General features: G+C 66.7%; 24 protein-coding genes. 9 read left to right on the forward strand and 15 right to left on the reverse strand.

Going from position 1 to position 25,094, the window contains the following annotated elements; all coding sequences use genetic code 11:
• Positions 1-44 precede the first annotated feature (44 nt).
• From QE394_RS02080 to QE394_RS02090, 3 genes are read right to left on the reverse strand one after another with little or no spacing between them, the layout of a single operon-like run.
• A complete protein-coding gene (locus tag QE394_RS02080; protein ID WP_056083441.1) occupies positions 45-1,220 on the reverse strand; it encodes an acyl-CoA dehydrogenase family protein in 1,176 nt (391 codons plus the stop codon).
• A gap of 1 nt (position 1,221) precedes the next feature.
• On the reverse strand, positions 1,222-3,408 hold the full coding sequence (locus QE394_RS02085) for a biotin carboxylase N-terminal domain-containing protein (RefSeq protein ID WP_349033616.1): 2,187 nt from the start codon (positions 3,406-3,408) through the stop codon (positions 1,222-1,224).
• 8 nt (positions 3,409-3,416) lie between these two features.
• Positions 3,417-5,024 carry a carboxyl transferase domain-containing protein gene (locus tag QE394_RS02090; protein ID WP_056083449.1) on the reverse strand — a complete coding sequence of 536 codons (1,608 nt, stop codon included), beginning with the start codon at positions 5,022-5,024 and terminating at the stop codon, positions 3,417-3,419.
• Between the two features lie 183 nt (positions 5,025-5,207).
• Here QE394_RS02090 and QE394_RS02095 point away from each other — a divergent pair, with 183 nt between their 5' ends.
• Positions 5,208-5,870: a TetR/AcrR family transcriptional regulator gene (locus QE394_RS02095; RefSeq protein WP_056083452.1), complete on the forward strand. Its 663-nt coding sequence runs from the start codon at positions 5,208-5,210 to the stop codon at positions 5,868-5,870.
• Positions 5,871-5,891: 21 nt separating this feature from the next.
• Here QE394_RS02095 and QE394_RS02100 read toward each other — a convergent pair whose 3' ends face one another.
• From QE394_RS02100 to pdhA, 3 genes are read right to left on the reverse strand one after another with little or no spacing between them, the layout of a single operon-like run.
• Positions 5,892-7,328 (reverse strand): dihydrolipoamide acetyltransferase family protein, encoded by a 1,437-nt coding sequence (locus QE394_RS02100; RefSeq protein ID WP_082497468.1) that lies wholly within the window; start codon positions 7,326-7,328, stop codon positions 5,892-5,894.
• 8 nt (positions 7,329-7,336) lie between these two features.
• On the reverse strand, positions 7,337-8,347 hold the full coding sequence (locus QE394_RS02105; protein ID WP_056083458.1) for an alpha-ketoacid dehydrogenase subunit beta: 1,011 nt from the start codon (positions 8,345-8,347) through the stop codon (positions 7,337-7,339).
• Positions 8,347-9,534, reverse strand: a complete 1,188-nt coding sequence (gene pdhA / locus QE394_RS02110) for a pyruvate dehydrogenase (acetyl-transferring) E1 component subunit alpha (RefSeq protein ID WP_261619611.1) — start codon at positions 9,532-9,534, stop codon at positions 8,347-8,349. Before pdhA ends, QE394_RS02105 begins: the two co-directional genes overlap by 1 nt.
• A 192-nt stretch (positions 9,535-9,726) precedes the next feature.
• On the opposite strand from pdhA, the gene QE394_RS02115 reads away from it, so the two are divergent.
• Both QE394_RS02115 and QE394_RS02120 read left to right on the forward strand, forming a co-directional pair.
• Positions 9,727-10,200 carry an Lrp/AsnC family transcriptional regulator gene (locus QE394_RS02115; protein WP_268158365.1) on the forward strand — a complete coding sequence of 158 codons (474 nt, stop codon included), beginning with the start codon at positions 9,727-9,729 and terminating at the stop codon, positions 10,198-10,200.
• A gap of 139 nt (positions 10,201-10,339) precedes the next feature.
• Positions 10,340-11,014, forward strand: coding sequence for a hypothetical protein (locus tag QE394_RS02120; RefSeq protein WP_268158367.1), 675 nt, complete (start codon positions 10,340-10,342; stop codon positions 11,012-11,014).
• Between the two features lie 80 nt (positions 11,015-11,094).
• Here the strand turns inward: QE394_RS02120 and QE394_RS02125 are convergent, their stop codons facing one another.
• Together QE394_RS02125 and QE394_RS02130 are read right to left on the reverse strand one after the other, a co-directional pair.
• A complete protein-coding gene (locus QE394_RS02125; protein ID WP_056083468.1) occupies positions 11,095-12,711 on the reverse strand; it encodes a sodium/solute symporter in 1,617 nt (538 codons plus the stop codon).
• Positions 12,708-13,088, reverse strand: coding sequence for a DUF485 domain-containing protein (locus QE394_RS02130; RefSeq protein ID WP_045730980.1), 381 nt, complete (start codon positions 13,086-13,088; stop codon positions 12,708-12,710). The genes QE394_RS02125 and QE394_RS02130 overlap by 4 nt, the downstream gene beginning before the upstream one ends.
• A 181-nt stretch (positions 13,089-13,269) precedes the next feature.
• Between QE394_RS02130 and QE394_RS02135 the strand changes: the two genes are divergently transcribed.
• From QE394_RS02135 to QE394_RS02155, 5 genes are read left to right on the forward strand one after another with little or no spacing between them, the layout of a single operon-like run.
• On the forward strand, positions 13,270-14,451 hold the full coding sequence (locus QE394_RS02135; RefSeq protein WP_261619609.1) for a histidine kinase: 1,182 nt from the start codon (positions 13,270-13,272) through the stop codon (positions 14,449-14,451).
• Positions 14,452-14,499: 48 nt separating this feature from the next.
• Positions 14,500-15,216, forward strand: coding sequence for a LytTR family DNA-binding domain-containing protein (locus QE394_RS02140; protein WP_056083474.1), 717 nt, complete (start codon positions 14,500-14,502; stop codon positions 15,214-15,216).
• The gene (locus tag QE394_RS02145) at positions 15,213-15,563 is read left to right on the forward strand and encodes a hypothetical protein (protein ID WP_349033617.1); all 351 of its coding nucleotides are present in this window, start codon (positions 15,213-15,215) and stop codon (positions 15,561-15,563) included. Before QE394_RS02140 ends, QE394_RS02145 begins: the two co-directional genes overlap by 4 nt.
• A 33-nt stretch (positions 15,564-15,596) precedes the next feature.
• On the forward strand, positions 15,597-17,063 hold the full coding sequence (locus QE394_RS02150; RefSeq protein WP_268158371.1) for a cation acetate symporter: 1,467 nt from the start codon (positions 15,597-15,599) through the stop codon (positions 17,061-17,063).
• Positions 17,064-17,082: 19 nt separating this feature from the next.
• Positions 17,083-17,781, forward strand: coding sequence for a hypothetical protein (locus QE394_RS02155; RefSeq protein WP_261619608.1), 699 nt, complete (start codon positions 17,083-17,085; stop codon positions 17,779-17,781).
• Between the two features lie 34 nt (positions 17,782-17,815).
• Here QE394_RS02155 and QE394_RS02160 read toward each other — a convergent pair whose 3' ends face one another.
• The 6 genes from QE394_RS02160 to rpsB form a co-directional block, all read right to left on the reverse strand.
• Positions 17,816-18,400 (reverse strand): DivIVA domain-containing protein, encoded by a 585-nt coding sequence (locus QE394_RS02160; protein WP_349033618.1) that lies wholly within the window; start codon positions 18,398-18,400, stop codon positions 17,816-17,818.
• Positions 18,401-18,496: 96 nt separating this feature from the next.
• Positions 18,497-19,423 (reverse strand): phosphatidate cytidylyltransferase, encoded by a 927-nt coding sequence (locus QE394_RS02165; protein ID WP_268158373.1) that lies wholly within the window; start codon positions 19,421-19,423, stop codon positions 18,497-18,499.
• Positions 19,423-19,980: a ribosome recycling factor gene (gene frr, locus QE394_RS02170; RefSeq protein WP_015936600.1), complete on the reverse strand. Its 558-nt coding sequence runs from the start codon at positions 19,978-19,980 to the stop codon at positions 19,423-19,425. Before frr ends, QE394_RS02165 begins: the two co-directional genes overlap by 1 nt.
• 124 nt (positions 19,981-20,104) lie before the next feature.
• Positions 20,105-20,842 (reverse strand): UMP kinase, encoded by a 738-nt coding sequence (pyrH, locus tag QE394_RS02175; RefSeq protein ID WP_056083488.1) that lies wholly within the window; start codon positions 20,840-20,842, stop codon positions 20,105-20,107.
• 163 nt (positions 20,843-21,005) lie between these two features.
• Positions 21,006-21,842 (reverse strand): translation elongation factor Ts, encoded by an 837-nt coding sequence (gene tsf, locus QE394_RS02180; protein WP_056083491.1) that lies wholly within the window; start codon positions 21,840-21,842, stop codon positions 21,006-21,008.
• A 128-nt stretch (positions 21,843-21,970) separates the two neighbouring features.
• A complete protein-coding gene (gene rpsB, locus QE394_RS02185; protein ID WP_261619607.1) occupies positions 21,971-22,861 on the reverse strand; it encodes a 30S ribosomal protein S2 in 891 nt (296 codons plus the stop codon).
• A 446-nt stretch (positions 22,862-23,307) separates the two neighbouring features.
• Between rpsB and QE394_RS02190 the strand changes: the two genes are divergently transcribed.
• Positions 23,308-23,889 carry a peptidoglycan DD-metalloendopeptidase family protein gene (locus QE394_RS02190; protein ID WP_349033619.1) on the forward strand — a complete coding sequence of 194 codons (582 nt, stop codon included), beginning with the start codon at positions 23,308-23,310 and terminating at the stop codon, positions 23,887-23,889.
• Here the strand turns inward: QE394_RS02190 and QE394_RS02195 are convergent.
• Positions 23,886-25,076, reverse strand: a complete 1,191-nt coding sequence (locus tag QE394_RS02195; protein WP_056083501.1) for an acyl-CoA dehydrogenase family protein — start codon at positions 25,074-25,076, stop codon at positions 23,886-23,888. The two genes, QE394_RS02190 and QE394_RS02195, sit on opposite strands and share 4 nt — an antisense overlap.
• Positions 25,077-25,094: the final 18 nt, after the last annotated feature.

Here is a 25,094-nt window from a genome sequence, read left to right on the forward strand (position 1 = left end):
GATCCTTTCAGGCCAGCTACAGTCCGGGGTGCGGCGGCTGGCCGCTACAGGCCCAGTTCGCGGGCGATCAGCATCAGCTGGACCTCCGTGGTGCCCTCCCCCACTTCAAGGATCTTGGAGTCGCGGTAGTGGCGTGCCACGGTGAACTCGTTGATGAAGCCATAGCCGCCGAATACCTGGGTGGCATCCCGCGCGTTGTCCATGGCCGCCTCGCCTGCGACCATCTTAGCGATGGCCGCCTGGGTCTTGAACGGCTTGCCGGCGAGCATCCTGGCGGCCGCGTCGTAGTAGGCAAGGCGTGCCGTGTGGGCCCTCGCCTCCATGCGGGCGATCTTGAACGAGATGGCCTGGTACTTGCCGATTTCCTGGCCGAACGCCTTGCGTTCCCTGGCGTACCGGACGGAAAGGTCAACGCAGCCTTGGGCTGCTCCGGTGGCGAGGGCAGCGATCGCAATGCGGCCTTCATCAAGGATGGACAGGAAGTTGGCGTAGCCCCGGCCTTCCTCCCCCAGCAGGTTCGCTTCCGGGACCCGGACGTCCTTCAGCGTCAGCGGGTGGGTGTCCGATGCGTTCCAGCCCACCTTGTTGTATGCCTTTTCAGCCTTGAAGCCGGGCGTGTCGGTGGGCACCAGGATGGTGGAGATTTCCTTCCGGACAGTGCCGTCCCCGCGGTCATGCTGCCCGGTGACCGCGGTGACGGTGACCAGCCTGGTGAGGTCCGTACCGGAGTTGGTGATGAATTCCTTGTTGCCGTTGATCACCCACTCGGTCTTGTCTCCGACGGCCTCCCGATGGGCGTGCGTCTTGGTGCCGCCGGCGTCCGAACCTGCCTCGGGTTCGGTCAGGCCGAAGCCGGCGAGCGCCTGTCCCGAGGCCAGCTGGGGCAGCCATTGCTGTTTCTGCTCTTCGGTCCCGAACCGGTAGATGGGCATGGCGCCGAGGGAGACGCCTGCTTCCAGGGTGATGGCCACGGACTGGTCCACCCGGCCCAGCTGTTCCAGGGCCAGGGCGAGGGCGAAGTAGTCTCCGCCCATTCCGCCGTACTCCTCCGGGAAGGGCAGGCCGAACAGTCCCATCTCCGCCATCTGCTTGACCACTTCGTAGGGAAAGCTGTGTTCCTCGTCGTGTTTGGCCGACACCGGCGCCACCACGTTGTCCGCGAAGTCCCGGACCGTGTCACTGAGGTCCTGGTATTCCTCGCTGAGTTCAAAACCGGGCATGTTAATGGGCTCCTTCGCCGTTGGTGGTCTCACCGTTCGTACTGTTGTCCTGTGGCTGCTGTGCGGGATGAATGGTGGCCAGGACCTGGTCCGCCTTGACCAGGTCTCCGGGTTTGGCGGCCAGGTGCACGGTCCCGGCCAGCGGCGCCACCAGCTGGTGCTCCATCTTCATGGCTTCGACTGACGCAAGGACCTGGCCGGCCTCGACGGCGTCGCCGTCCCTGACCGGGACGGACACCACCGTGCCTGGCATCGGCGAGCGCACGGCGGGATCGGCGTCGCCGTCGTCCCGCTGGATGGCTGCGCGGACCCGTTCCAGCCGCGCCTCCCGGGTCAGGACCTCCAGCCGGCAGGACCAGCCCCCGGTGCCGAGGTAGATGTGTGCCGGGGCCGCCGGCCCAAAGTGGACCGCCGCCACGGAGTAGTCGTTGACCGCGTCGCCGAGCGTCAGCTCCGCGTGGCCGGGCCCGGAAAAGCGCAGCACGGCTGTGTGTCGCGTGCCGCCGTCGACCGTCACCCCTACCGGGCCGGACGCGGGGTCCCCGTAGACACCTACGGTGGCCACTCCGCCGTCGGGCTTTCCCAGGCTCACCCGGCGCGGTGCCGGTGCACCCAGCCGCCAGCCGCTGCGTGCCTGCCACGGGCTTTCGTTGGAGTTGCCGTCCTGAGTGGCGGCCCCGGCAGTGACTGCCAGGGAGGTGAGCGCAGCGGCCACGAGCTCGGCCTCCCCCACATGGCGGAACGCAAGGTCGGGCAGCTTCCGGGCGATCAGTCCTGTGTCGAGCCGGCCGGCCCGGACCTCGGGATCGCCGATCAGGAGCCGCAGGTATTCGACGTTGGTTTCAACACCCAGGGCCGTGTAGCCGGCGAGCGCCCGGTCCAGGGTGTCCAGGGCGGCCGCCCGGTCCGCTCCCCAGGCGATGACCTTGGACAGCATGGGATCGTAGCTGGAGGACAGCTCCAGCCCTTCCACCAGGGAAGAATCCACCCTGATCCGGCCGCCGGCGTCCCCGGGCATCTCATCGAGCAGGTACACGGTTCCGGTTGACGGCAGGAAGTTCTTCTCCGGCACCTCGGCGTACACGCGCGCCTCCACCGCGTGGCCGGAAAGTTCGACGTCGGCCTGCCGGACGGTGAGTTCCGCGCCGGCGGCGATGCGTACCTGCCATTCCACAAGGTCGGTTCCGGTGACCATTTCGGTGACGGGGTGCTCCACCTGGAGCCGGGTATTCATCTCCATGAAGTAGAACTCGTCGGGTGCGTCATCGGAGACGAGGAATTCCACGGTCCCTGCGCCGGTGTAGTTGACGCTGCGCGCGGCGTTGCAGGCGGCTTCGCCGATGCGTGCCCGCACGTCGGCCCCGTGGGGCAGGCCCTCGAGCAGCGGCGACGGTGCCTCTTCGATCACTTTCTGGTGCCTGCGCTGCAGGGAGCATTCTCGCTCGCCCAGGTGGATGACGTTGCCGTGGGTGTCCGCCAGCACCTGCACTTCGATGTGGCGCGGACTGGTGACCAGGCGTTCCAGGAACAGGGTGTCGTCGCCGAAGGCGCTGGCGGCCACGCGCCGGGCGGTGGCCAGGACGGCCGGAAGGTCTTCGGGTTTCTCCACCACGTGCATGCCCTTGCCGCCACCGCCGGCGGACGGCTTGATCAGCAGGGGGAAGCCGACGGCGGGGGCTGCTTCGATCAGTTCCGTGTCCGTCATGCCGGGCTTGGCGACGCCGGGCACCACCGGAACGCCGTAGCCGGCCACGTGGTTCTTGGAGCGGATTTTGTCGCCCATGACGTTGAGCGCCTCCACCCCGGGACCCATGAACGCGATCCCAGCATCATCCAGCGCGCGGGCGAAGTCGGCATTCTCGCTGAGGAACCCGTAGCCCGGGTGCACGGCTTCGGCGCCGGACTGCCGGCAGGCGGCAATGATGTTGCCAATGTTGAGGTAGCTTTCGGCGGCGGCGGCGGGGCCGATCCGCACGGCCGTGTCAGCCTCGCGCACGTGCCGGGCGCCGGCGTCGGCATCGCTGTAGACGGCCACGGAGCGGATTCCCAGGGCACGCAGGGTTCGGATCACCCGGCAGGCAATCTCTCCCCGGTTCGCCACCAGCACGGTGCCGAAGAGCGGCCGGCCGGACGCCTGGTTGCCTGCGGTGGAACTGGTGGCCGTGGAGGTCAGTGAAGGCGTGGTCATGGTCCGGCTCACATCCTGAAAAGGCCGAAGGAGGTCTCCGGCAGTGGCGTGCGGGAGACGACGTCCAGGGCGAGGCCCAGGACGGTCCGGGTGTCAGCGGGATCGATGACGGCGTCGTCCCAGAGGCGGGCAGTGGAGTAGTAGGGACTGCCCTGGTCCTCGTACTGCCGGCGGATGGGGGCTTTGAACTCTTCTTCGTCCTCCGCCGGCCAGTCTTCCCCGGCGGCCTCGTACTGGTCGCGTTTGACGGTGGCCAGCACGCTGGCGGCCTGGTTTCCGCCCATCACCGAAATCCTTGCCGCGGGCCACATCCAGAGGAACCGCGGGGAATATGCGCGGCCGCACATGGAGTAGTTGCCGGCGCCGAAGGATCCGCCGATCACCACCGTCAGCTTGGGTACGCGCGCGGTGGCTACCGCCGTAACCATTTTCGCGCCGTTCTTGGCGATGCCGCCCTGCTCGGCGTCCCGGCCCACCATGAAGCCGGAAATGTTCTGCAGGAAGACGAGGGGAATCCCCCGCTGGTCGCACAGCTCGATGAAGTGTGCGCCCTTGAGCGAGGATTCGCTGAAAAGGACACCGTTGTTGGCCACGATCCCCACCGGGTGCCCGTGGATCCTGGCGAAACCGGTGACCAAGGTGGTGCCGTAGTCCTTTTTGAACTCGTGGAACCTGCTGGCGTCCACCAGCCGTGCAATCACTTCGTGGACATCGTACGGGGCGTTGACGTCCACAGGTACGGCCCCGTAGAGCTCCCCGGCATCAACCACGGGTTCGACGGCGGGTTCCACCTGCCAGGCGGGCGCGGCGGCGGGCGGCAGGGTGGCCACGATGTCGCGAAGGATCTGCAGTGCGTGTTCGTCATTGTCGGCCAGGTGGTCCGTCACGCCGGAGATCCTGGAATGCACGTCACCGCCGCCCAGTTCCTCGGCGGTGACGATCTCTCCGATCGCGGCCTTCACCAGGGGCGGCCCGCCCAGGAAGATGGTGCCCTGGTTCCGGACGATCACCGTTTCGTCGCTCATGGCCGGGACGTAGGCACCCCCGGCGGTACAGGAGCCCATCACGGCGGCGAGCTGCGGGATCTTTGCCGCGGACAGGCGTGCCTGGTTGTAGAAGATCCGTCCGAAGTGGTCCTTGTCCGGAAAGACCTCGTCCTGCTTGGGCAGGAAGGCTCCGCCCGAGTCCACCAGGTAGATGCACGGCAGGTGGTTTTCCAGGGCGATTTCCTGGGCGCGCAGGTGCTTCTTGACCGTCAGGGGATAGTAGGTGCCGCCCTTGACGGTGGCGTCGTTGGAGATCACCAGCACCTGGCGGCCGTGCACCAGTCCGATGCCGGCGATCACGCCCGCACCCGGTGCGTCGTCGTTGTACATCCCGTTGGCTGCCAGCGGGGCGATCTCCAGGAACGGGCTGCCGTCATCCAGCAGCTGGTCGATGCGCTCCCGCGGCAGGAGTTTGCCCCTGGCCACGTGGCGTTCACGCGACTTCTGCGGGCCTCCCAGGGCAGCGTCCGCCAGCCGCTTCCGGAGGTCCTCCACCAGTTGCAGCTGCGCATCCCTGTTGGCGGCGAAAGCTCCGCTGGCGGGGTCCACCCTGCTGGCAAGGGTCTCCATCGACGCTTCCTGTTCTCTCAGCGGATCCTATGGCCGGATCCGGTAGCAAAATTCGGTGGGCATGGCCGCTCAACCACAGACTCGGTTAGTGCCCAATAACTGAAATTCAGGTTAGTCTCTATTAACTGTGATGTCCAACACAGGCGGGGGCCTTGTTAGACTCGGCGGGTTTGAGGAGGAAATGTGCCCACAACCGATGAAGGCAAGAGCACCGGGGCGGATGCCCCCGCCGCCCGGCCCGCCGGCGCAACCCAACGCAGCAAAGCCAAGGAAGACCGCCGCCAGGCCCTGCTCGCCGCGGCCGCATCCCTGTTCGCCGTCAACGGGTTCAAAAGTGTTTCCCTCGAAGACCTCGGAGCGGCGGCAGGAGTCAGCGGACCCGCCGTCTACCGGCACTTTCCCGGCAAGCAGGCCGTCCTGGCGGACCTGCTGGCTACCGTCAGCCGGGAGCTTCTGGACGGCGGGCGGAAGGTGGTGGCAGAGAACTCCGATCCCAAATTGGCACTGCGCCGCCTCGTGGAGTTCCAGGTGGACTTCGCCCTCGGCAAACCCGAGGTGATCCGCGTGCAGGACCGCGACCTCAGCAACCTCTCCGAACAGGACCAGTCAGCCGTGCGGGCACTGCAGCGCAGCTACGTGGAGGTGTGGGTGGATGTCCTGTCCAGGCTCCACCCCGGCACGGACGCCGCCGAACTCCGGACCCGCGCCCACGCCACCTTCGGGCTGATCAACTCCACCCCGCACTCGGTCCGGAGCCACGGCCGCCGGATGGCGGCCGCGGCCCGGCCGCTGCTCGAGGAGATGGCGCTCGCCGCCCTGACGGTGGACAGCCCGCAAGTGCGCTGACGTCCGGGTGTCCGGCCGGGGTCAGACCATCGTCAGGACCATTCCCGGTTCGGCCAGGATTGCTCCGACGTCGGCCAGGAACCGGGAGCCCTGTTCACCGTCCACCAGGCGGTGGTCGAAGGACAGGCTCAGGGTCATCACCTGGCGCAAGGCCACCTCGCCGCGGTACTCCCACGGCATGGACCGCACGGCACCCAGCGCCAGGATGGCGGCTTCGCCCGGGTTGAGGATGGGAGTGCCGGCGTCGATGCCGAAAACGCCGATGTTGGTGATGGACACAGTCCCGCCGGACAGGTCTGCCGGCGGCGTTTTCCCCGACCGTGCGGTGTCTGCCAGCAACGCCAGCGCCTCCGCCAACTGCTCCAGGGTCAGAGAGTGGGCATCCTTAATGTTCGGCACCGTCAGCCCCCGCGGAGTGGCCGCCGCGATGCCCAGGTTCACATAGTTGAAGGTAACGATCTCCTGGCTCACTTCGTCCCAGCGTGAGTTCAGCGACGGATTGCGGCGCAGGGCGATCAGCACGGCCTTGGCCGCGAGCGTCAGCGGAGTCAGCTTGAGGCCGGCGAACGCCCGGCTGCCCCGCAGTTTCGCCAGCAGCTCCATGGTGGGGGTGACGTCCACGGTGAGGAACTCGGTGACATGCGGAGCGGTGAAGGCGCTGGACACCATCGCCGCCGCTGTGTGCTTGCGGACCCCCTTGATGGGCGTCCGGGTTTCCCGTTCCCCCTCGCCCCCGGCATGTGCCTGGCCGGCGGGTGCTGCGGCCTGGGCGGCGCTGCCCTGCCGCAGGAACTCCTGCACATCCTCGCGGGTGATCAGGCCTGCCGGGCCGGTGCCGGGCACCAGCGCCAGGTCAACACCGTGGTCCCTTGCCAGCTTGCGGACCGGAGGCGTGGAGCGCGGCCGGTCACCTGAAGGCACACCGGCCCTGGCTTCGATGACTTTGGTTTCGACAGGCTCAACCACCGGCGCCGTGGCGTCAGCAGCCCGGGTTTCGGCTGGCGTAATGCGGACAGGCGCCTCGTTTGCAGGCACCGCCACCTGCGGGAGGTTCCGCGGCCGGCGCGCTGGGCGGCCGGAGCTTTCGACGACGGCGCCGTACCCCACGAGGTTGGGTTCCCGTTTCGGCGCCGCCGGTTCCTCCCCCGCCGCCCGCTGGCCGGCTGGCGTAACGCCGCGGGAAAGTGCGCCATGCCCGGCCGGTGCCGTCCCGGCGTCGTCCGCTACCTCGAAGGAGACGATGGGCTTGCCCACCTCAACAACCGTGCCGGGCTGCTCATGCAGTTCCCTGATGACGCCGGCGAAGGGTGACGGCAGCTCCACCACCGCTTTGGCCGTCTCCACCTCGGCAATGACCTGGTTCAGGCTGACGGTGTCCCCCACGGCTACTTTCCAGCTGAGGATCTCTGACTCGGTGAGCCCTTCCCCGAGGTCGGGAAGCCGGAATTCCTTGATCATGGTGACGCTCATCCTTCCAGCCCGCTCAGTGAATTCGGCCGACCCAAGGCACGGTCCACGCCATCGAGGATCCGGTCAAGGCCCGGCAGGTGGTGCATCTCGAGTTTCGAATAGGGGTAGGGGATATCGAACCCGGTAACCCTGACGGGTGCGGCTTCCAGGTGGTAGAAGCACCTTTCGGTGATGCTGGCTGCCACCTCGGCCCCCAGCCCGCCGGACTGCCCGGCCTCGTGCGTGATGACCAGGCGGCCGGTCTTCCGTACCGAGGCAACCACGGTGTCGTAGTCCACCGGCGCCAGCGAGCGCAGGTCGATGACCTGGATGGAAATGCCTTCGTCGGCGGCGGCCGAGGCGGCGTCCAGGGCGGTCTTCACCAGCGGGCCGTAGGCCACCAGGGTGACGTCGGTCCCGTCGGTCAGGACCCTCGCCTGCCCCATGGGATCTGCGGCATCCAGCCCGGCGGCCTCATCCACTTCGCCCTTGTCGTGATACCGCCGCTTGGGCTCGAAGTAGAGGACGGGGTCGTCACTGGCGATGGCCTGCTGGATGACCGTATATGCGTCCTGGGGGTTAGACACGGTGACCACCCGCAGTCCTGAGGTGTGCGTGAAGTAGGCCTCCGGCGACTCGGAGTGGTGCTCAGGCGACCCGATGCCGCCGCCGAACGGCACCCGGATGGTGATGGGCATTTTGACTGCGCCGCGGGTGCGGTAATGCAGCTTGGCCACCTGGCTGACGATCTGGTCGAACGCGGGGTAGATGAAGCCGTCGAACTGGATTTCCACCACGGGGCGGTAGCCGCGGTAGGCAAGGCCGACGGCGGCACCCACGATGGCGGATTCGGCCAGCGGCGTGTCCACCACACGGTGTTTGCCGAAGTCTTTCTGCAGCCCGTCGGTCACCCGGAACACGCCGCCGAGGGCGCCGATGTCCTCACCGAGGAGGACCACCTTCGGGTCATGGTCGAGGGATTTGCGCAGCCCCGCGTTGATGGCACGGGCAAAGGTCATGGAAGTCATCAGCGTGCACCTTCTTCTGAAACGGCACCTGCGGGATCGCCGAAGGAGGCCAGGTAACGGGCGTAGTGGTCCTGCTGGCGGTCCAGCCACGAGTTCGGCGCGCTGTACACGTGCTTGAAGACGTCCATGGGCTGCGGGTCCGGCATGGTGGTGCAGCCTTTCCGCATCTCGCGGGCCACAGTGTCCGCACTGTTCCTGACGTGGTCCTGCAGTTCGCCGGTCAGCAGCCCCTTGCGTTCCAGCAGCGCCGCGACCCGGCTGATCGGGTCCTTCGCGGCCCAGTCCTCGAGTTCGTTGGCGTCACGGTAGCGGGTGGGGTCATCGGCGGTGGTATGCGGCCCCATCCGGTAGGTGACGGCTTCGATGAACGTGGGGCCGCCGCCGCGCCGCGCCCGGTCGAGGGCAACGCGCGTGGCTGCCATGACGGCCAGCACGTCGTTGCCGTCCACCCGCAGGCTGGGGATCCCGAAGCCGGCCGCACGGTCCGCGAGCTGGATGTGCGACTGGAGCCGGACCGGTTCCGAGATGGCCCAGTGGTTGTTGGTGCAAAAGAACACCACTGGCGCCTGGAAGCTGGCAGCGAAGACCATGGCTTCATTGACGTCGCCCTCGCTCGTTGCCCCGTCACCGAAGTAGGTGACGGCCACGGAATCTGCGCCGTCGTTCTGGATGCCCATGGCGTAGCCGGTGGCGTGCAGGGTCTGGGCGCCGATGATGATCTGCGGCGTTGCCATGTTGATGGCGTACGGATCCCAGCCGCCGGACGCGTTGCCGCGCCAGACCCGCAGGAGGTCTGTGAGGTCCACGCCGCGGCAGTACGCCACACCGTTCTCACGGTAGCTGGAGAAGACGAAGTCGTCGCCGCGCAGGGACCTGCCGGAGCCTATCTGTGCCGCTTCCTGCCCCAGCAGCGGGGGCCACAGGGCAAGTTCGCCCTGGCGCTGGAGGGCCGTCGCCTCGACGTCGATGCGCCTGATGACGGTCATGTCCTCGAACAGCGAGCAGAGCTGTTCGTCCGTGATGTCCTGAACCCAGAGATCGAACTCGGGGTGGCTCACCCGCTCCCCCGCCGGAGTGATCAGCTGGACCAGCTTTTGTACCGGAACGCCGGATAACCCCGGCTCCTGGAATTCCCCGGCGCCCTCATGGGCTTGTGCGCCGCCCTGGCCCGTTTCGTCTGTAGACACGATAGCCCCGCAACTTCTGTCGTCGGTGACCTGCGGAGCTGGGACTTGTGGTCCCGCAAACCGCGGCCTTCCGGGCCCCTTCGCCCGGATACTGTGACCCTACTCACAATGCACAGGGGGTACAACCACCGGGGCATTTACTGAGCAGAATGCCCTGTGGCTGCCGTCTGCACCGTGCTACCGTTGCGCATTATGCAAGCTCTGGATGGCACTGATACCCGCCTGCTTTCGGCACTGGCCCAGGATCCCAGGAGGACCGTGGTGGCGCTCGCCCAGAAACTGGGACTGTCCAGGAACACTGTCCAGGCGCGGATGGCCCAGCTCGAGAAAAAGCACGTCTTCCTGTCCTTCGAACGCAGGATCAACCCTGCCGCCCTGGGCTACCCGCTGATGGCCTTCATTTCCGTGCACGTCCAGCAGCAGAAGCTCACCCGGCTGGCACAGGATTTGGCGGCCATCCCGGAGATCCTCGAAGGCTACGGCCTGACCGGATCCGCAGACCTCCTGCTGCGCGTAGTGGCCCAGGATGCCGAGGACCTTTTCCGCATTAACGGCAAGATCCTCGCGTGCGACGGCGTGGAACGGGCGGACACGGCGCTGGCCATGGGCGAGCTCATCCCGTTCCGCGTGCAGCCGCTGCTGGAGCGGGGTCCGCAGCCCGGCTGACCCGTTATATGGCCGGAGCGGCCGGAGGCGAAGTCCGACGGCTGCAGCACGGGTTATAGGCTTGAGGCAGTTATCCGTGCGGAGCCCGAACAGGCCCACACCAGGCGGTGCCAGGCACCACATCCGGAAAGGCTCCACTTTGAGCAATCCCCAGGAACCGTACCAGCCCGGACACCCCGGCTCCGGGCAGCTGCCACAGCCGCCGCAGCAGCCCCCCGCCGGATACCCCGGCACTCCGAATCCCCCTTACGGCCAGCCGCACCAGGGCAGCCCGTATCCGGTCACCCCAAACCCCGGAAACACGGCCAACCCGTACAGCCAGCAGCAACCGGAGCAGTACCGGGGCGCAGGTCCGTTCGGCCTCCCGGGCGGAGAGCCGCCGGCGAGGAAGCGGCCCAGGCTGTGGATCATCCTGACGGCCATCGGCGGAGTGCTGCTGCTCGTGGTGGTGGGCATCGTCATCCTGGTGAACGTGGCCGGCAGTGCCACCAACCACGCCAAAGACCTGGCTGACGGTTTCACCAAGCTCGTCATTGCCGGCGACAGCTCCAAAGCGTACGACGACTACCTGGACCCGGCACTGAAGGAGCAGCTGTCCAAGGAAGCCTTCATCTCCGGCGTCGACAGCCTGAAAATGGACGGGACCTGCACGCCCGCCTACAACAGCATGCAGGTTGCCACCGAGAACGGCGTTAAGTCGGCGGACGTGGGCGGAGTCATCACCTGCGAGGGCAAGAAGGTTGACCTGGCCTACCGGTTCGAGGGCACGGACGAGCTGAAGATGACGAACATCAAGCTGCGCCCCGCTGCCTAGCAACACAACCCAAAGGCCCCCTCCCCCGTGGACTGTCCACGTTGGAGGGGGCCTTTTATTGCCCGTTGCCGGGTAAGGCGTTAGTGGTCTACTGCCTTCTCGGCACCAACACCGGTGAGGGACCGGACCTCCATTTCGGCCTGCTTGGCCGGATCCTCCCGGTTCTTGTCGAGCACCGTACCGAGCCAGCCCAGGAAGAACGCCAGCGGGATGGAAACGATGCCGGGGTTGCTGAGCGGGAAGATGGCGAAGTGCGCGTCCTTGATCATCGAGGTGGCCCCGCCGGACACTACCGGCGAGAAGATGATCAGGATGATGGCTGCACCGAGTCCGCCGTACATGCTCCACACGGCGCCCTGGGTGGTGAACCGCCGCCAGAACAGTGAGTAGATGATGGTGGGCAGGTTGGCCGAGGCAGCCACGGCGAAGGCCAGTGCCACGAGGAACGCCACGTTCTGGCCGTTGGCCAGGATGCCGCCCAGGATGGCGAGGATGCCGATCACCACCACCGTGCGGCGGGCCACCCGGACTTCCGTTGCGGCGTCCGCTTTGCCCTTGGCGATCACGTTGGCGTAAATGTCATGGGCGAACGAGGCGGCGGCGGTGATCGTCAGGCCCGCCACCACTGCCAGGATGGTGGCGAAGGCGACGGCGGAGATGAAGCCCAGCAGCAGCGGGCCGCCGAGGTGGAAGGCCAGCAGCGGAGCCGCCGCGTTCACGCCGCCGGGAGCGGACTTGATGGTGTCGGCACCCACCAGCGCGGCAGCACCGTAGCCGAGGACCAGGGTGAACAGGTAGAACAGGCCGATCAGCCAAATGGACCAGACCACCGACTTGCGGGCTTCCTTGGCGGTGGGGACCGTGTAGAAGCGCATCAGGACGTGCGGCAGGGCCGCCGTTCCCAGCACCAGGGCGAGGCCAAGTGACATGAAGTCCAGCTTGGAGGTTTCGCTCTTGCCGTACTGCAGGCCCGGGTTGAGGACCGCGGGGTTGTTGGCCGTTTCCACGGCACCGCCCAGCAGGGCCGAAAGGTTGAACCCGTAGATGGCCAGGACCCACATGGTCATGACGGCGGCACCGGCGATCAGCAGGATGGCTTTGATGATCTGGACCCACGTGGTCCCCTTCATGCCGCCAATCAGGACGTACATGATCATGAGGGCGCCGACCACGATGATGACCAGGGCCTGTCCGCCCCAGTCACTGATGCCCAGCAGCAGGGAGATCAGGCTGCCTGCACCGGCCATCTGGGCCAGGAGGTAGAAGAAGCACACCGCCAGGGTGGAGATGGCGGCTGCAATGCGGACGGGCCGCTGCCTGAGCCGGAAGGACAGCACATCGGCCATGGTGAACTTGCCGGTGTTGCGGAGCAGTTCAGCCACCAGGAGCAGCGCCACCAGCCAGGCCACCAGGAACCCGATGGAGTACATGAAGCCGTCATACCCGTTGATGGCGATGGCGCCGGTAATGCCCAGGAACGAGGCTGCGGAAAGGTAGTCACCGGCGATGGCGGTGCCGTTCTGCGATCCCGTAAAGGAGCGCCCGGCTGCGTAGTAGTCGGCGGCAGTCTTGTTGTTCCGGCTGGCGCGGAACACGATCACCATGGTGACGGCCACGAACAGGCCGAAGATGCCCATGTTCAGCAGGGTGGTGTCCTTGAGCGCGGCCACGTCCACTGCGGTTGCGATAGTAATCATTTGTTGGCTCCACCCACCCGGTTGCCGTGCTTGTCGAATTCGTGGCCCTCGATCTCGTTCCGGATCTCAGAGGCGATGGGGTCCAGCTTCCTGTTGGAATAACTGACATACCATCCGGTGATCGCGAAGGTGGAGACAAACTGGAGCAGGCCCAGGATCAGGCCGATGTTGATGTTTCCCCAGACTTTGGTGGACATGAATTCCACCGCGTAGTCCGCGAGCAGGACGTAGGCGAAGTACCACAGCAGGAAGGCCACTGCCATGGGGAAAACAAAGCTGCGGTGGCGCTTGCGCAGTTCCTGGAACTGCTCGGTCGACTGGACCTGTTCAAAGTCGACGGACGCCGCAGCGTCCGGACTTTGGGCATCGTTACCCATGGTTCCTCCTCATTGAGACATGCCGGTACACACTGGACGGCAGGCCCGGATAAGGAAACGCCGCTGGTGTGACAGCAATCACTCTGCTGCGTCGCGGCAGCCACTTCCAGCCCCACCGCAGCTGTGGTCGCTCAACGGTCGGGATGCTGCGACAAACGGCACCCGCAGCTACGCTGGGCCCATGCCGGACTCCCCCCTCCTGACCGCCGCGGCCGTGGCCGTGATCGCCATGGCCATCGCCGTCGTCGTCGGCGTGGGACTGAAGGTGCTCCGATCCTTCCGCGACCTGGGCACGGACGCCGAACGCGCCACCTACCACACCCTGCACGCGGCCTCGCAGGCGGGCCAGCACCTGCGCCGCGGCCTCAACCCCGCCGGCGCTTCGAAGGCAAGCCGCCACCTGCGCACGCTGCTTGGCTGTGACGCGCTGGCCATCACGGATACCTCGGGTGTGCTCGCCTGGGACGGGGCGGCGGAGGACCTGAAGCCGCGGCTGATGGAACTGGCCGCTGAGGTCCTGGCCGGCGGGCGGACGGCCGTACTGTCGCCGGGACCGGACGGGACCGGCGGCGCCCTGGCGGCTGTCATAGCACCCGTGCGGGCCGGCTCACGCGTGGTGGGCGCCGTCGCCGCCTTCGCTCCGTTGGCAGGGTCCGGCTTGGTGCGGGCCGCCGGCGAGGTGGCGGACTGGGTGGCAGTGCAGGTGGAGTTGGCCGAGCTGGATGCCTCGCGGACCCAGCTGATGGAAGCCGAAGTGCGGGCACTGCGCGCCCAGATCAGCCCGCATTTTATTTACAACTCGCTCAACGCCATCGCGTCCTTCATCAACACCGATCCTGCCCGGGCACGCGAACTGGTGGTGGAGTTTGCCGACTTCACCCGCTATTCCTTCCGCCGGCACGGCGACTTCACCACCCTGGCCGAGGAACTGCGCTGTATCGACCGGTACCTGCTGCTGGAGCGGGCCCGCTTCGGCGAGCGCGTGCAGGTCAGCCTCCGGGTCGCGCCGGAGGTCCTGAGTACCGTCATCCCGTTCCTCAGCCTGCAGCCGCTGGTGGAGAACGCCGTCCGGCACGGCCTCGAAGCGAAGGAGGGGCCAGGGCACATCACCATCACGGCCGACGACGCCGGCGCCTACGCGCAGGTGACCATCGAGGACGACGGCGTGGGGATGGACCCGGAGCAGCTGCAGTCGATGCTCGCGGGACATATCGACGGCGAGCACGTGGGCCTGCGGAACGTCGATGCCCGCCTCCGGCAGGTGTACGGCGACGTCCACGGGCTGGTCATCGAAACCGCACCGGGCGAAGGGACCCTCATCACCATGAAGGTGCCCAAATCGCAGCCCGGCCATGATGCCTGATTCCCGGCGCTGGCCTGCTGCGTGCCCGCGGAAAGCTACCCTTGGAGCATGATTAACGTCCTCGTCGTTGATGATGAGCTGCCGGCCGTGGAAGAACTCGCCTTCCTGCTGGGCCGGGACGAGCGGATCGGCAAGGTCCTGCGGGCGACCTCCGGCAGCGAAGCCCTCCGCGCCCTCGCGTCCGCACAGGTGGACGCGGTCTTCCTCGACATCCACATGCCTGCCGTCTCGGGGCTGGAAATCGCCCGAGCCATTGCCGCCGGCAGCCATCCGCCTGCGGTGGTCTTCGTGACCGCTGACGAGGACCACGCCCTGGCGGCCTTTGAACTGGCCGCCGTCGACTACCTCCTCAAACCCATCCGGGCCGAGCGGCTGGCACGCTCCGTGGGCCGGATCAGCGAACTGCGCGACGGCGGCGGCACGCCGGAGATGATCACCGTGGACCAGGGCGGTACCACCAGGATGATCAGGCGCGACGACGTCACGTACGTCCAGGCGCAGGGAGACTACGCGCGGCTCCACACCGCCGACGCCAGCTACCTGATCAGGGTTCCGCTGGCGGATCTGGAACAGCAGTGGGCCGATGCCGGGTTCATTAGGACGCACCGCTCATACCTGGTGGCCCTGAAGCACATCTCCTCCATGAAGCTTGCGGCAGACGGCCCGCGGGTCACCGTGGCGGGCGCCGGGCTGCCCATCAGCCGCCGGCACCTGCCCACCGTGCGGGAGCGGCTGCAGGCAAACCGGATCAGGCCGAACGCATGACCAGGGTACGGGTGACGGCCCCCGCCACGGCCGCGCATCCGGTCACGGAATCCCGGGAAGCGGCGCAGGAATCCGATGTGGGCCAGGTATTCGTGCGGTCCCTCATCAGGTCGCAACTGCGCCTGGCCCTGGTGGTGGCCGGCGGGTTCCTGGTCATCCTCGGCGCTTTTCCCCTCCTGCTGGCCGCCGTCCCCGGCCTGGCCGGGACGACGATTGCCGGTATCCCGTTCGACTGGATCCTGCTGGGCGTGGGCATCTACCCGGTGATCGGCCTCAGCGCCTGGCTGTACACCAGGACGGCTGCCCGCAACGAGGCCCGCTACCGGGACCTGGCCGGTGACCCATGATCGCCGCGGGTACACGGTGAACCGGAGCCTGGCGTGAACCCGGGTGTTGCAGCCGCGGCCCTCGCCGTGGTGTCCGTGGCCACCGCGGTCATCGGGTTCTACGGCCTGCGTATCTCCCGGACCACCGGCGATTTCTTCGTGGCGTCCCGGACCGTGCGGCCATGGTGGAATGCCTCCGCGATCGGCGGCGAATACCTTTCAGCCGCCAGCTTCCTGGGCGTCGCCGGCCTGCTGCTGCTCTCAGGAACGGACGCCCTGTGGTTCCCTGTGGGTTATACGGCCGGGTACCTGATGCTGCTGCTCTTCGTCGCTGCGCCCCTTCGGCGTTCCGGGGCGTACACCATACCGGACTTCACCGAAGCCAGGCTGGACTCCCGGGCGGTCCGCAAGGTCACCAGCCTGGTGGTGGTGCTGGTGGGCTGGCTGTACATCGTTCCGCAGCTCCACGGGGCAGCCCTGACCATCCGGATCACCACCGGGCTGCCGTCCTGGGTGGGGTCGGTGGCCGTTGTGGTTGTTGTCTGTCTGACAGTGGTGGCGGGCGGCATGCGGTCCATCACGTTCGTCCAGGCGTTCCAGTACTGGCTGAAGCTGACCGCCCTGGCGGTACCCATCCTCTTCATCGTCTTCATGCTTGCCGGCAGCGGGACGCCGGCCCTGGCCGCGCCGGCCGAAAACCCCACCGGCCTTGCCCCCGCGGGGTGGTACACCAACGTTTCGCTGCTCGTGGCACTGCTGTTCGGGACCCTTGGCCTGCCGCACGTCCTGGTCAGGTTCTACACCAACCCGGACGGACAGTCCGCGCGGCGGACCACGCTGATCGTGCTGGGGCTGCTGTCCGTGTTCTACCTGTTCCCCACCGCCTACGGCCTGGTGGGCCGCATGTTCGCGCCGGACCTTGCCCGCTCGGGCCAGCCCGACGCCATGGTCCTGCTGCTGCCCCGTGAACTCATCGGCGGCCCCGCCGGGGACCTGCTCTCGGCGCTGGTGGTGGCCGGCGCGTTCGCCGCGTTCCTGTCCACCACGTCCGGGCTGGTGGTGTCCCTGGCCGGCGTCATCAGTCAGGACGTCCTGGGCGCCGGCGTGGGGGGCTTCCGCCTCGCAGCGGTGGTCTCCGCCGTCGTGCCGCTGGGGTTCGCCCTGATGACGGGCTCCCTGGCGTTGGCCGGCAGCGTGGGACTGGTGTTCGCCTTCACCGCCTCCACCGTCTGCCCCGTCCTCCTGCTGGGCATCTGGTGGCGGGGACTTACCGACACCGGAGCCATCGCCGGCATGGTGACCGGCGGGGTACTGTGCGGCGGTGCCATGATCGCCGGCTCGCTGGCAGGGGCTGCGAGCACACCCGCGTGGCTCGCCCAGCCCGCGGCCTGGTCCGTTCCCACGGCCTTCGCCGTCATGGTGCTGGTGTCCCGGGCCACGGCAGGCCGGGTACCAAAAACGCTGGTCCGCGTCATGACGCGGCTGCACACCCCGGAAAGGCCGCTGGCAACCGGACGCTGATTGGGTGGACAATTACGCCATGTCCACCCGGGACGAAAACCCGGCAGCGGAGCCGGTTCCGCCCTCCGTGCGGGCGCAGCTGCTCGCCACGGAGCACTGGGGCCTGCTGGCTTCCCGGAGCACGGCCCAGGGTGAGGTGCTGACAAGGATCAGCATGTTTCTGACCTTCACCTCGGCGGGCCTGGTGAGCGTAGCGCTGGTGGGGCAGGCCACCCGATTCTCGGATTCGTTTGTCCTGCTGGCCGTGGTGGTGCTGTTCATCGACGTGGCCATGGGGCTGCTGACCCAGCTGCGGGTCATGAACATTGCCCACGAGGACCTGATGTACGTCACGGCCATGAACCGGTTGCGGGCAGCCTACGTGGACCTGGATCCGGGCATCGCCCCATACCTGATGGCGGCCCATCACGATGACGAGGCGGGTTCCGTCCAGACCTACTACTTCTTCGGCAACCGCGGCAACTTCCGCCATGTGGCCGGCAGCAGCATGATTTTCATGTCGACGGCGAACGGCGCCCTGATTGCCATCCTGGCGGGGCTGCTTCTGACCCTGCTGGGTGCCGGAACGGTTGCGGCGCTCCTGGTGGGCGGTGCATGCGGGCTGTCGTTCCTGGCCGTCTCGGCATTGAACGGCTACCGGAGCTACCGGGACGTCTGGAGCCGGTTCACGCCGCTCTCCCCTTCTACGCCAGGGGCGGATCAAGTAGAGGCGGAATAAGTACAGGCGAAGCTAAGGCATCCCCAGCACGGCCTTAGTCGATGGCAGCCATCAGTTCAATGACGCGGTCCAGGAAGGCGTCCACCTGGGCTTCTTCGTAGCCGTCGCGTCCGGTCTCCGGGCGGAAAACGGCGCGGCGGACGCTGTCCACGCTGAGCGGCTTGTCATGTTCCAGGTACGCCACGAGTTCATGGCAGAGCCGGTCCACATCGTCGGTGTTGTAGCTGCGGGCCTTGTTCTTGGCGGGCCGGCGGAAACGTTCCCCGTCCGGGCGGTGGAGGCGTCCGCGGAGGATCCCCGAGAGCTTGCCGATTTCGCGCAGCCAGGCTTCCTCGCCGCTGGCCGCAATCAGTTCATCGCGCTCCCTGCGGGCGAAAGCGTCTTCCAACCGGTCCAAGGCCGCATCCACCACGGCGGCGGAATAGCCACCCTTGACCGGATCGAAGGAGACAGCCCGGACGTCAGAGCTGTTGATGGGCTGCTCGGCGTCGTGTGGTGACTCCAGCGACACCCGTGCCCGCTGGAGGAACTGGTCCACCTGCTTGGCGTTGTACCCGTATTCACTGCGCCGCACACGCTCAAATGACGCAGGGATCTGCCGATGAATATCCAATGCCACTGTTGGTTCCTTCAATGCTCTTCAGCCGTAGCGCTGTGGCACCAGTCTATTGGTGCCAAGATGATGCTGCCCTGTCAGGACTGTGCTTAGGCGGGCCTACCAGCTTCCGGTGACAAACCCGTACAGGACGTAGACCAGCGGGGACGCAAACACTATGGAGTCCAGCCGGTCCATGACCCCTCCATGCCCTGGCAGGATGCTGCTCATGTCCTTGACGCCAAGTTCGCGCTTCACCATGGACTCCGCAAGGTCACCGGCTGTGGAGGCCGCCACGGTGCCGACGGCGAGGACCACACCCACCCACCAGGGCTTGTCCAGGATGAAGAGGCAGGCCAGGACGCCGATCAGGACGGCGCCGGCCACTGAGCCGGCAAAGCCTTCCCAAGATTTCTTGGGGCTGATCTTTGGTGCCATGGGGTGCTTGCCCAGCGATGCCCCCACCAGGTAGCCGAACGTGTCATTGGACACCACCAGCAGCAGCATGACGGCGATCTGCCAGGCGCCTTCCGGGACGGCACCTCCCGGCCAGAGGCCCAGTGGCGTCGCACCCCCGGCGGCGTGCAGCGGCAACGCGGCGAAGCTGATGAAGAACGGCACCCAGCCCAGGGTGAAAACCCCGGCAAAAATGCTGTTGGCCGAGCCTGCGGCGGTGTCGATGGATCTCCAGAGCAGCACAGCCACCGAACTGAGGAGCATCGCGAAGAGCAGGCTTTCGACGCCCCCGAGGTACGCCACGAACGGCATGGCCACCGTGCCGGTCATTACCGGAACGATGGGCATCCTGGTGCCGTTGGCCTCCAGGGCACGGTAAATCTCCCAGACACCGAAGATGGCGAACGTGGTGGTGACCGCCACGAAACCCAGCGGAAGGAACAGCAGCCCGCCAAGCACGGCGAGCAGCATGGCCAGGCCCACCACAACGGCCGCCGGAAGGTTCCGGCCGGCCTTGGGCGTTGGGTTGCTCCTGGGCTGCTTCCCCCGTGTGCGCGCCCGTGGTGCGGGGGCCTGATCTGCCTGGCCCATCAGACTTCGAGCAGCTCTGCTTCCTTGCGCTTGAGCAGCTCATCGATGCCGTCCACGTGGGCCTTGGTCAGGCCGTCCAGCTCCTTTTCGGCCCGGGTGCCCTCGTCTTCGCCGGCTTCGCCGTCCTTGACCAGGCGGTCCAGGGCTTCCTTTGCCTTGCGGCGGATATTGCGGATGGACACCTTGGCGTCCTCGCCCTTGGTCTTCACGATCTTGACGTATTCCTTGCGGCGTTCCTTGGTCAGTTCCGGGATGGTGATCCGGATGACGTTGCCGTCGTTGGACGGGTTGGCCCCCACCTCGGAATCGCTCAGGGCACGTTCGATGTCCCGCAGGGCGGTCTTATCGAACGGTGTGATCAGGATGGTGCGGGCGTCCGGGATGGCGAACGAGGCGAGCTGCTGCAGGGGCGTGGGTGAGCCGTAGTAGTCCACCAGGACCCTGTTGTACAGGCCGGGGTTGGCGCGGCCGGTGCGGATGGAAGCGAAGTCTTCCTTGGCAACCTCTACGGCCTTGTCCATCTTCTCTTCGGCTTCGAGCAAGGTTTCTTCGATCACGGTCTCTCCTGGGGTTCTGGTGCGGTCCGGGGGGCCGGTTCCATGCACACGTGGTTCTCTGTCGCTGCTTCCGCCACCGCCCGGGAGCGGCAGCGGAACTGTCCTGAAAACATCCTAGCCGGAGCTAGGCGGAGACCAGGGTGCCCAGCTTCTCTCCACGGATGGCGCGGGTGACGTTGCCTTCGCCTTCCATGCCGAAGACCACCATGGACAGGTCATTGTCCTTGCACATGGTCATGGCGGTCTGGTCCATGACACGGATGTCGCGCCGCAGGGCGTCGTCGTAGCTCAGGGTCTCCAGCCGTTCGGCGGTGGGATCCTTCTTGGGGTCCGCGGTGTAGACGGCGTCAACGCCGCTCTTGGCCATGAGGACAACATCCGCGTGGACTTCAAGGGCGCGCTGGGCGGCCACGGTGTCCGTGGAGAAGTACGGCAGGCCGGCACCGGCACCGAAGATGACGACGCGGCCCTTCTCCATGTGGCGGATGGCGCGGCGCGGGATGTAGGCCTCAGCCACCTGTCCCATGGTGATGGCGCTCTGCACGCGCGTCTCCACGCCCGCCTGCTCCAGGAAATCCTGCAGGGCGAGGCAGTTCATGACCGTGCCGAGCATGCCCATGTAGTCCGCCCGCGAGCGGTCCATCCCGCTCTGGGACAGTTCGGCGCCGCGGAAGAAGTTTCCGCCGCCCACCACGATGGCCACTTCAACGTCCGGGACGGCCGCGGCAATCTGCTTGGCGACGTTGCGGACGGTCTCGGGATCGACACCCAGCTTCCCGCCGCCGAAGACCTCGCCGGAGAGCTTCAGGAGGACCCGCCGTCGGCTCTTCTCTTGCTGCATTACAGTATTGACGGCTTCCATGGTGCCTTCCCGTTGGTGACGTTCGAAAAAAGGTTATCCTGCCGGAACCGGTGGCCGGAACCAGTGATGCCCGGTGCCCGGCGCCCGGCGCACAACTCTGGGCACAAACCGTGCGCATGCAAAAGGGGCGGCCACCGAAGTGGCCACCCCCTTACGTGTTCGACTAGGCGCCGACGCGGAAACGCGCGAACGCGGTTCCCTTGACACCGGCCTCTTCGAGGATCTGTGCCACGGACTTCTTGGCGTCCTTGGCGAAGGCCTGGTCAACCAGTACCTCACCCTTGTAGAAGCCCGTAACGCGGCCTTCCACGATCTTGGTGAGGGCGGCCTCGGGCTTGCCCTCGGCCTTTGCGGTCTCTTCGGCGATGCGGCGCTCGGACTCGACCAGGTCGGACGGAACGTCTTCGCGGGTCAGGTAGTTCGGGGCCATGGCGGCGATGTGGACGGCGACGTCGTGCGCGGCGGTGGCAGCGGCTTCGCTTTCACCGTCGACAGCGAACAGGACGCCGACCTGGGCCGGGAGGTCCTTCGAGGTCTTGTGCAGGTAGGCATCAACCGTTGCACCCTCGATGCGGGAAATGCGGCGGACGACGACCTTTTCGCCCAGGACAGCGCCTTCTTCGATGACGACCTCGGACAGCGGCTTGCCGTCCACATCGGTGGCGAGGAGGGTTTCGAGGTCGGCAGCACCGGACTCGACGGCGACGGCCAGGACCTTGTCGGCCAGCTGGATGAACTTGTCAGCCTTGGCAACGAAGTCGGTCTCGCAGTTGACCTCGATCATGACGCCGACGCCGTTGCTGACCTTGGCGGCAACGAGGCCTTCGGCGGTGGAGCGGCCTTCGCGCTTGGTGGCGCCCTTGAGGCCCTTGATGCGGATGATTTCGATGGCCTTTTCGGCGTCACCGTTGGCTTCGTCAAGAGCCTTCTTGACGTCCATCATGCCGGCGCCGGTGCGCTCGCGCAGGGCCTTGATGTCAGCGGCAGTGTAGTTCGCCATGTGAACCCCTCTGTCTACCGAAATTTGTTGTGGTGTACGGACTGACAGGATGGCTGCCCGCGGTGCGGGCGGCCATCCTGTCAGCAGCTCCGGCTGCGGACAGCACGGAGAATCCGGATTTAGCTGTGTTACTTGGCGTCTTCGGCGGGAGCCTCGGCAGCAGCCGGGGCGTCAGCGGCCTCGGCCGGAGCTTCGGCAGCGGCCGGGGCGTCAGCGTTTTCTGCCGGAGCAGCAGCAGCGGCTTCCTCGGCCTTGCTGCCTTCGAGGAGCTCGCGCTCCCACTCAGCCAGCGGCTCTTCGGGAGCTTCGGTGGTGCCCGAGCCGCGGTTGTTGCGGGCGATCAGGCCCTCAGCGACGGCGTCGGCAACAACGCGGGTCAGGAGGTTCACGGAGCGGATGGCGTCGTCGTTGCCCGGGATCGGGAAGTCGACTTCGTCGGGATCGCAGTTGGTGTCCAAGATGGCCACAACCGGGATGTTCAGCTTCTTGGCCTCGTCAACGGCGAGGTGTTCCTTCTTGGTGTCCACGATCCAGAGCACGGAAGGTGCCTTGGTCAGGTTGCGGATACCGCCCAGGTTGGACTCGAGCTTGGTGAGCTCGCGCTTGAGGAGCAGCAGTTCCTTCTTGGTGTAAGCGGAACCGGCGACGTCGTCGAAGTCGATCTCTTCGAGTTCCTTCATACGCTGGATACGCTTGGCGACCGTCTGGAAGTTGGTCAGCATGCCGCCGAGCCAGCGCTGGTTCACGTAGGGCTGGCCAACGCGGGTGGCCTGCTCGGCGATTGCTTCCTGGGCCTGTTTCTTGGTGCCGACGAAGAGTACGGTGCCGCCGTGGGCAACGGTGGCCTTCACGAACTCGTAGGCGCGGTCGATGTAGGACAGCGACTGCTGAAGGTCAATGATGTAGATGCCGTTGCGCTCGGTGAAGATGAAGCGCTTCATCTTCGGGTTCCAACGGCGGGTCTGGTGTCCAAAGTGGACGCCGCTGTCAAGCAGCTGGCGCATAGTTACGACGGGCATGCCGACGCTCCTTCCGGCAGGTCATTCATGAGATAGCCGCGAGGCTTCTTACCCTGCCAATTGTTGACGGTTGATTAGCGTGGCCCGGGTTGGGCCGTGCTCCTGGCATCCACCGCGCTTCCCATCCGTACTGTTGGACGGACCGCAGGAGGCGCGATCCTCCGATGGTGCGGCCGGGGCCGTGCCTTTGGAGGGCTGGATGCGCGTAGTCAGCCCGCTGCTCCCCCACACTCCTGAATGAGTTGTGCCGACGCGGCCCGGACAGGCAGCATCACCAAAAAGGTGGACTGCCGGGGCGGGACGCGTTGAGGGCGCAGCAAACTGCTCCGTCAATAGTACTACAGGCACCACCGCCCACGGGACGTGCGGCGGGCACCATCAGGGCTTTTCCACATAGGCCCGGGCGGCCCGTGACCGCGCCGGTTTGATGGGCGCATGCTGGGCCCATGAAACCACCGGTCCTGCTTGCCGCGCTGCTGCTGCTTCCTGCGTCGGTCTCATCCATCCCGCAGCCGTTGTCCTACAGTCCGCGGGGGCCGGGTCCTGCGCCGGCAACGCTCCAGGCGCTTCCGACGGCGGCGGACGATGTAGGTGCCTCCGTTGCCCGCCCGTCGTGGGACTGGCCGCTGGCACCCCGCCCGCCGGTGCTGCGCGGCTTTGACCCGCCGCCCAAACCGTGGCTCAGCGGCCACCGCGGAGTGGACCTGGAAACCGCGGGTCCGGCGGCGGCAGTGGTGTCGCCTGCGGCCGGAACTGTCAGCTTCGTGGGTGTGGTGGTGGACCGGCCGGTGATCACCATAGATCACGGTGCCGGCCTGCGGAGCAGCTTCGAGCCCGTGGACAGCACCCTGGCGGTTGGCAGTACCGTGACGCAGGGGCAGGTCATCGGCACCGCACTCCCCGGCCACTGCCCGGCCGCCGGTTGTATCCACTGGGGCGTCCGGCAGGGCGAGGAGTACGTCAATCCCCTGCAGTTCGTCCTGGACCTGAGGCCTTCAGTCCTGCTGCCGCTGCACGGAACGCCCTAGACGATGGCCGAGATTCCGGTGATGGCGCGCCCGGTGACCAGGGTGTTGATCTCGGCCGTGCCTTCGTAGGAGTAGATCGCCTCAGCGTCGGCGAAGATCTTCGCCATGCCATAGTCCGTGACGATGCCGTTGCCGCCAAGGATGCCCCGCCCCAGTGCCACGCTCTCGCGCATCCGTTCGGTGGTGAAGGCCTTGGCCAGGGCCGACTGCTCGTCCTTGGCCAGTCCGTCATCTTCGAGCTGGGCGAGCCGCACCATCATCCCCATGGAGCTGACGGCGTTGCCAAGGATCTGCACCAGCTGGTTCTGGATGAGCTGGAAGGATGCCAGGGGACGGCCGAACTGCTTGCGCTCCACGGCGTAACTCCTGGCGACGTCGAAGGCCGCCAGCTGCTGGCCCACAGCCTGCCATGCGACGGCCAGCCGCGTTACCTTCAGGACCTTATTGACGTCGCGGAAGCTGTTCGCATTGGCGAGCTTGAAGAAGTCCGGCACCACCACGTCCTCGAGGACAATGTCGGCGTTCTGCACGGTGCGGAGGGAGATCTTGTTCTCGATCTTGGTGGCACTGAAACCCGGCAGGGTGGTGTCCACGAGGAAGCCCTTGACCTGGTTGTCAGCGACGTCGCGGGCGTAAATGACCACCCAGTCGGAGAAGGTGGCGTTGCCGATCCAGCGCTTGGCGCCGTTGAGGATCCAGGCATCGCCGTCCCGGCGGGCCGTGGTGCGGGTACCGCCTGCCACATCGCTGCCCCCAAGTGGTTCAGTGAGGCCGAACGCGCCGATCTTCTTCAGCGCGTAGATGTCCGGCAGCCACTCCTCCTGCTGTTCCTGGGATGCCAGCGCTTCGATGGACCCCGTGAAGAGTCCGTCGTGGACCCCCAGGAAGGTGGCGATGGAGGCGTCGGCGCGGGTCAGTTCGGCGTGGACCAGACCGGCGAAGAGGTTGGAATGGCCTTGGCGCCGGACAGGGCTGACGAGATCTACGTCAGCGAGCTTGGGGATGAGGTCCATGGGGAACTCCCCCCTGTTCCAGCAGTCCGCGGCGATGGGGCGGACCTCGCGGGCCAGGAAGTCGCGGACCTCGGCCAGGCGGTCCTGCTCCTTGGCGGACAGGAGCTGTTCGAAGGCATAGAAGTCGCCGTCCGCGTAGGGAAGGTCATGGGGGTCTGCAGCAGGAGTGGACATGGTTGCCTTCCGGGGATC

It is taken from the genome of Pseudarthrobacter sp. SORGH_AS 212 (genome assembly GCF_030818145.1).
Taxonomy (GTDB): domain Bacteria; phylum Actinomycetota; class Actinomycetes; order Actinomycetales; family Micrococcaceae; genus Arthrobacter.

Bases quoted from the DNA above. Each gene is read 5' to 3' on its own strand.
- QE394_RS02080 (WP_056083441.1), bottom strand. From the start codon at position 1,220: ATGCCCGGTTTTGAACTCAGCGAGGAATACCAGGACCTCAGTGACACG.
- QE394_RS02115 (WP_268158365.1), top strand. From the start codon at position 9,727: ATGCAAGCTCTGGATGGCACTGATACCCGCCTGCTTTCGGCACTGGCC.
- QE394_RS02105 (WP_056083458.1), bottom strand. From the start codon at position 8,347: ATGACTTCCATGACCTTTGCCCGTGCCATCAACGCGGGGCTGCGCAAA.
- QE394_RS02135 (WP_261619609.1), top strand. From the start codon at position 13,270: ATGCCGGACTCCCCCCTCCTGACCGCCGCGGCCGTGGCCGTGATCGCC.
- QE394_RS02195 (WP_056083501.1), bottom strand. From the start codon at position 25,076: ATGTCCACTCCTGCTGCAGACCCCCATGACCTTCCCTACGCGGACGGC.
- QE394_RS02145 (WP_349033617.1), top strand. From the start codon at position 15,213: ATGACCAGGGTACGGGTGACGGCCCCCGCCACGGCCGCGCATCCGGTC.
- QE394_RS02100 (WP_082497468.1), bottom strand. From the start codon at position 7,328: ATGATCAAGGAATTCCGGCTTCCCGACCTCGGGGAAGGGCTCACCGAG.
- QE394_RS02155 (WP_261619608.1), top strand. From the start codon at position 17,083: ATGTCCACCCGGGACGAAAACCCGGCAGCGGAGCCGGTTCCGCCCTCC.
- QE394_RS02125 (WP_056083468.1), bottom strand. From the start codon at position 12,711: ATGATTACTATCGCAACCGCAGTGGACGTGGCCGCGCTCAAGGACACC.
- QE394_RS02085 (WP_349033616.1), bottom strand. From the start codon at position 3,408: ATGACCACGCCTTCACTGACCTCCACGGCCACCAGTTCCACCGCAGGC.
- QE394_RS02165 (WP_268158373.1), bottom strand. From the start codon at position 19,423: ATGGGCCAGGCAGATCAGGCCCCCGCACCACGGGCGCGCACACGGGGG.
- pyrH (WP_056083488.1), bottom strand. From the start codon at position 20,842: ATGGAAGCCGTCAATACTGTAATGCAGCAAGAGAAGAGCCGACGGCGG.
- QE394_RS02190 (WP_349033619.1), top strand. From the start codon at position 23,308: ATGAAACCACCGGTCCTGCTTGCCGCGCTGCTGCTGCTTCCTGCGTCG.
- QE394_RS02090 (WP_056083449.1), bottom strand. From the start codon at position 5,024: ATGGAGACCCTTGCCAGCAGGGTGGACCCCGCCAGCGGAGCTTTCGCC.
- QE394_RS02140 (WP_056083474.1), top strand. From the start codon at position 14,500: ATGATTAACGTCCTCGTCGTTGATGATGAGCTGCCGGCCGTGGAAGAA.
- tsf (WP_056083491.1), bottom strand. From the start codon at position 21,842: ATGGCGAACTACACTGCCGCTGACATCAAGGCCCTGCGCGAGCGCACC.
- rpsB (WP_261619607.1), bottom strand. From the start codon at position 22,861: ATGCCCGTCGTAACTATGCGCCAGCTGCTTGACAGCGGCGTCCACTTT.
- QE394_RS02130 (WP_045730980.1), bottom strand. From the start codon at position 13,088: ATGGGTAACGATGCCCAAAGTCCGGACGCTGCGGCGTCCGTCGACTTT.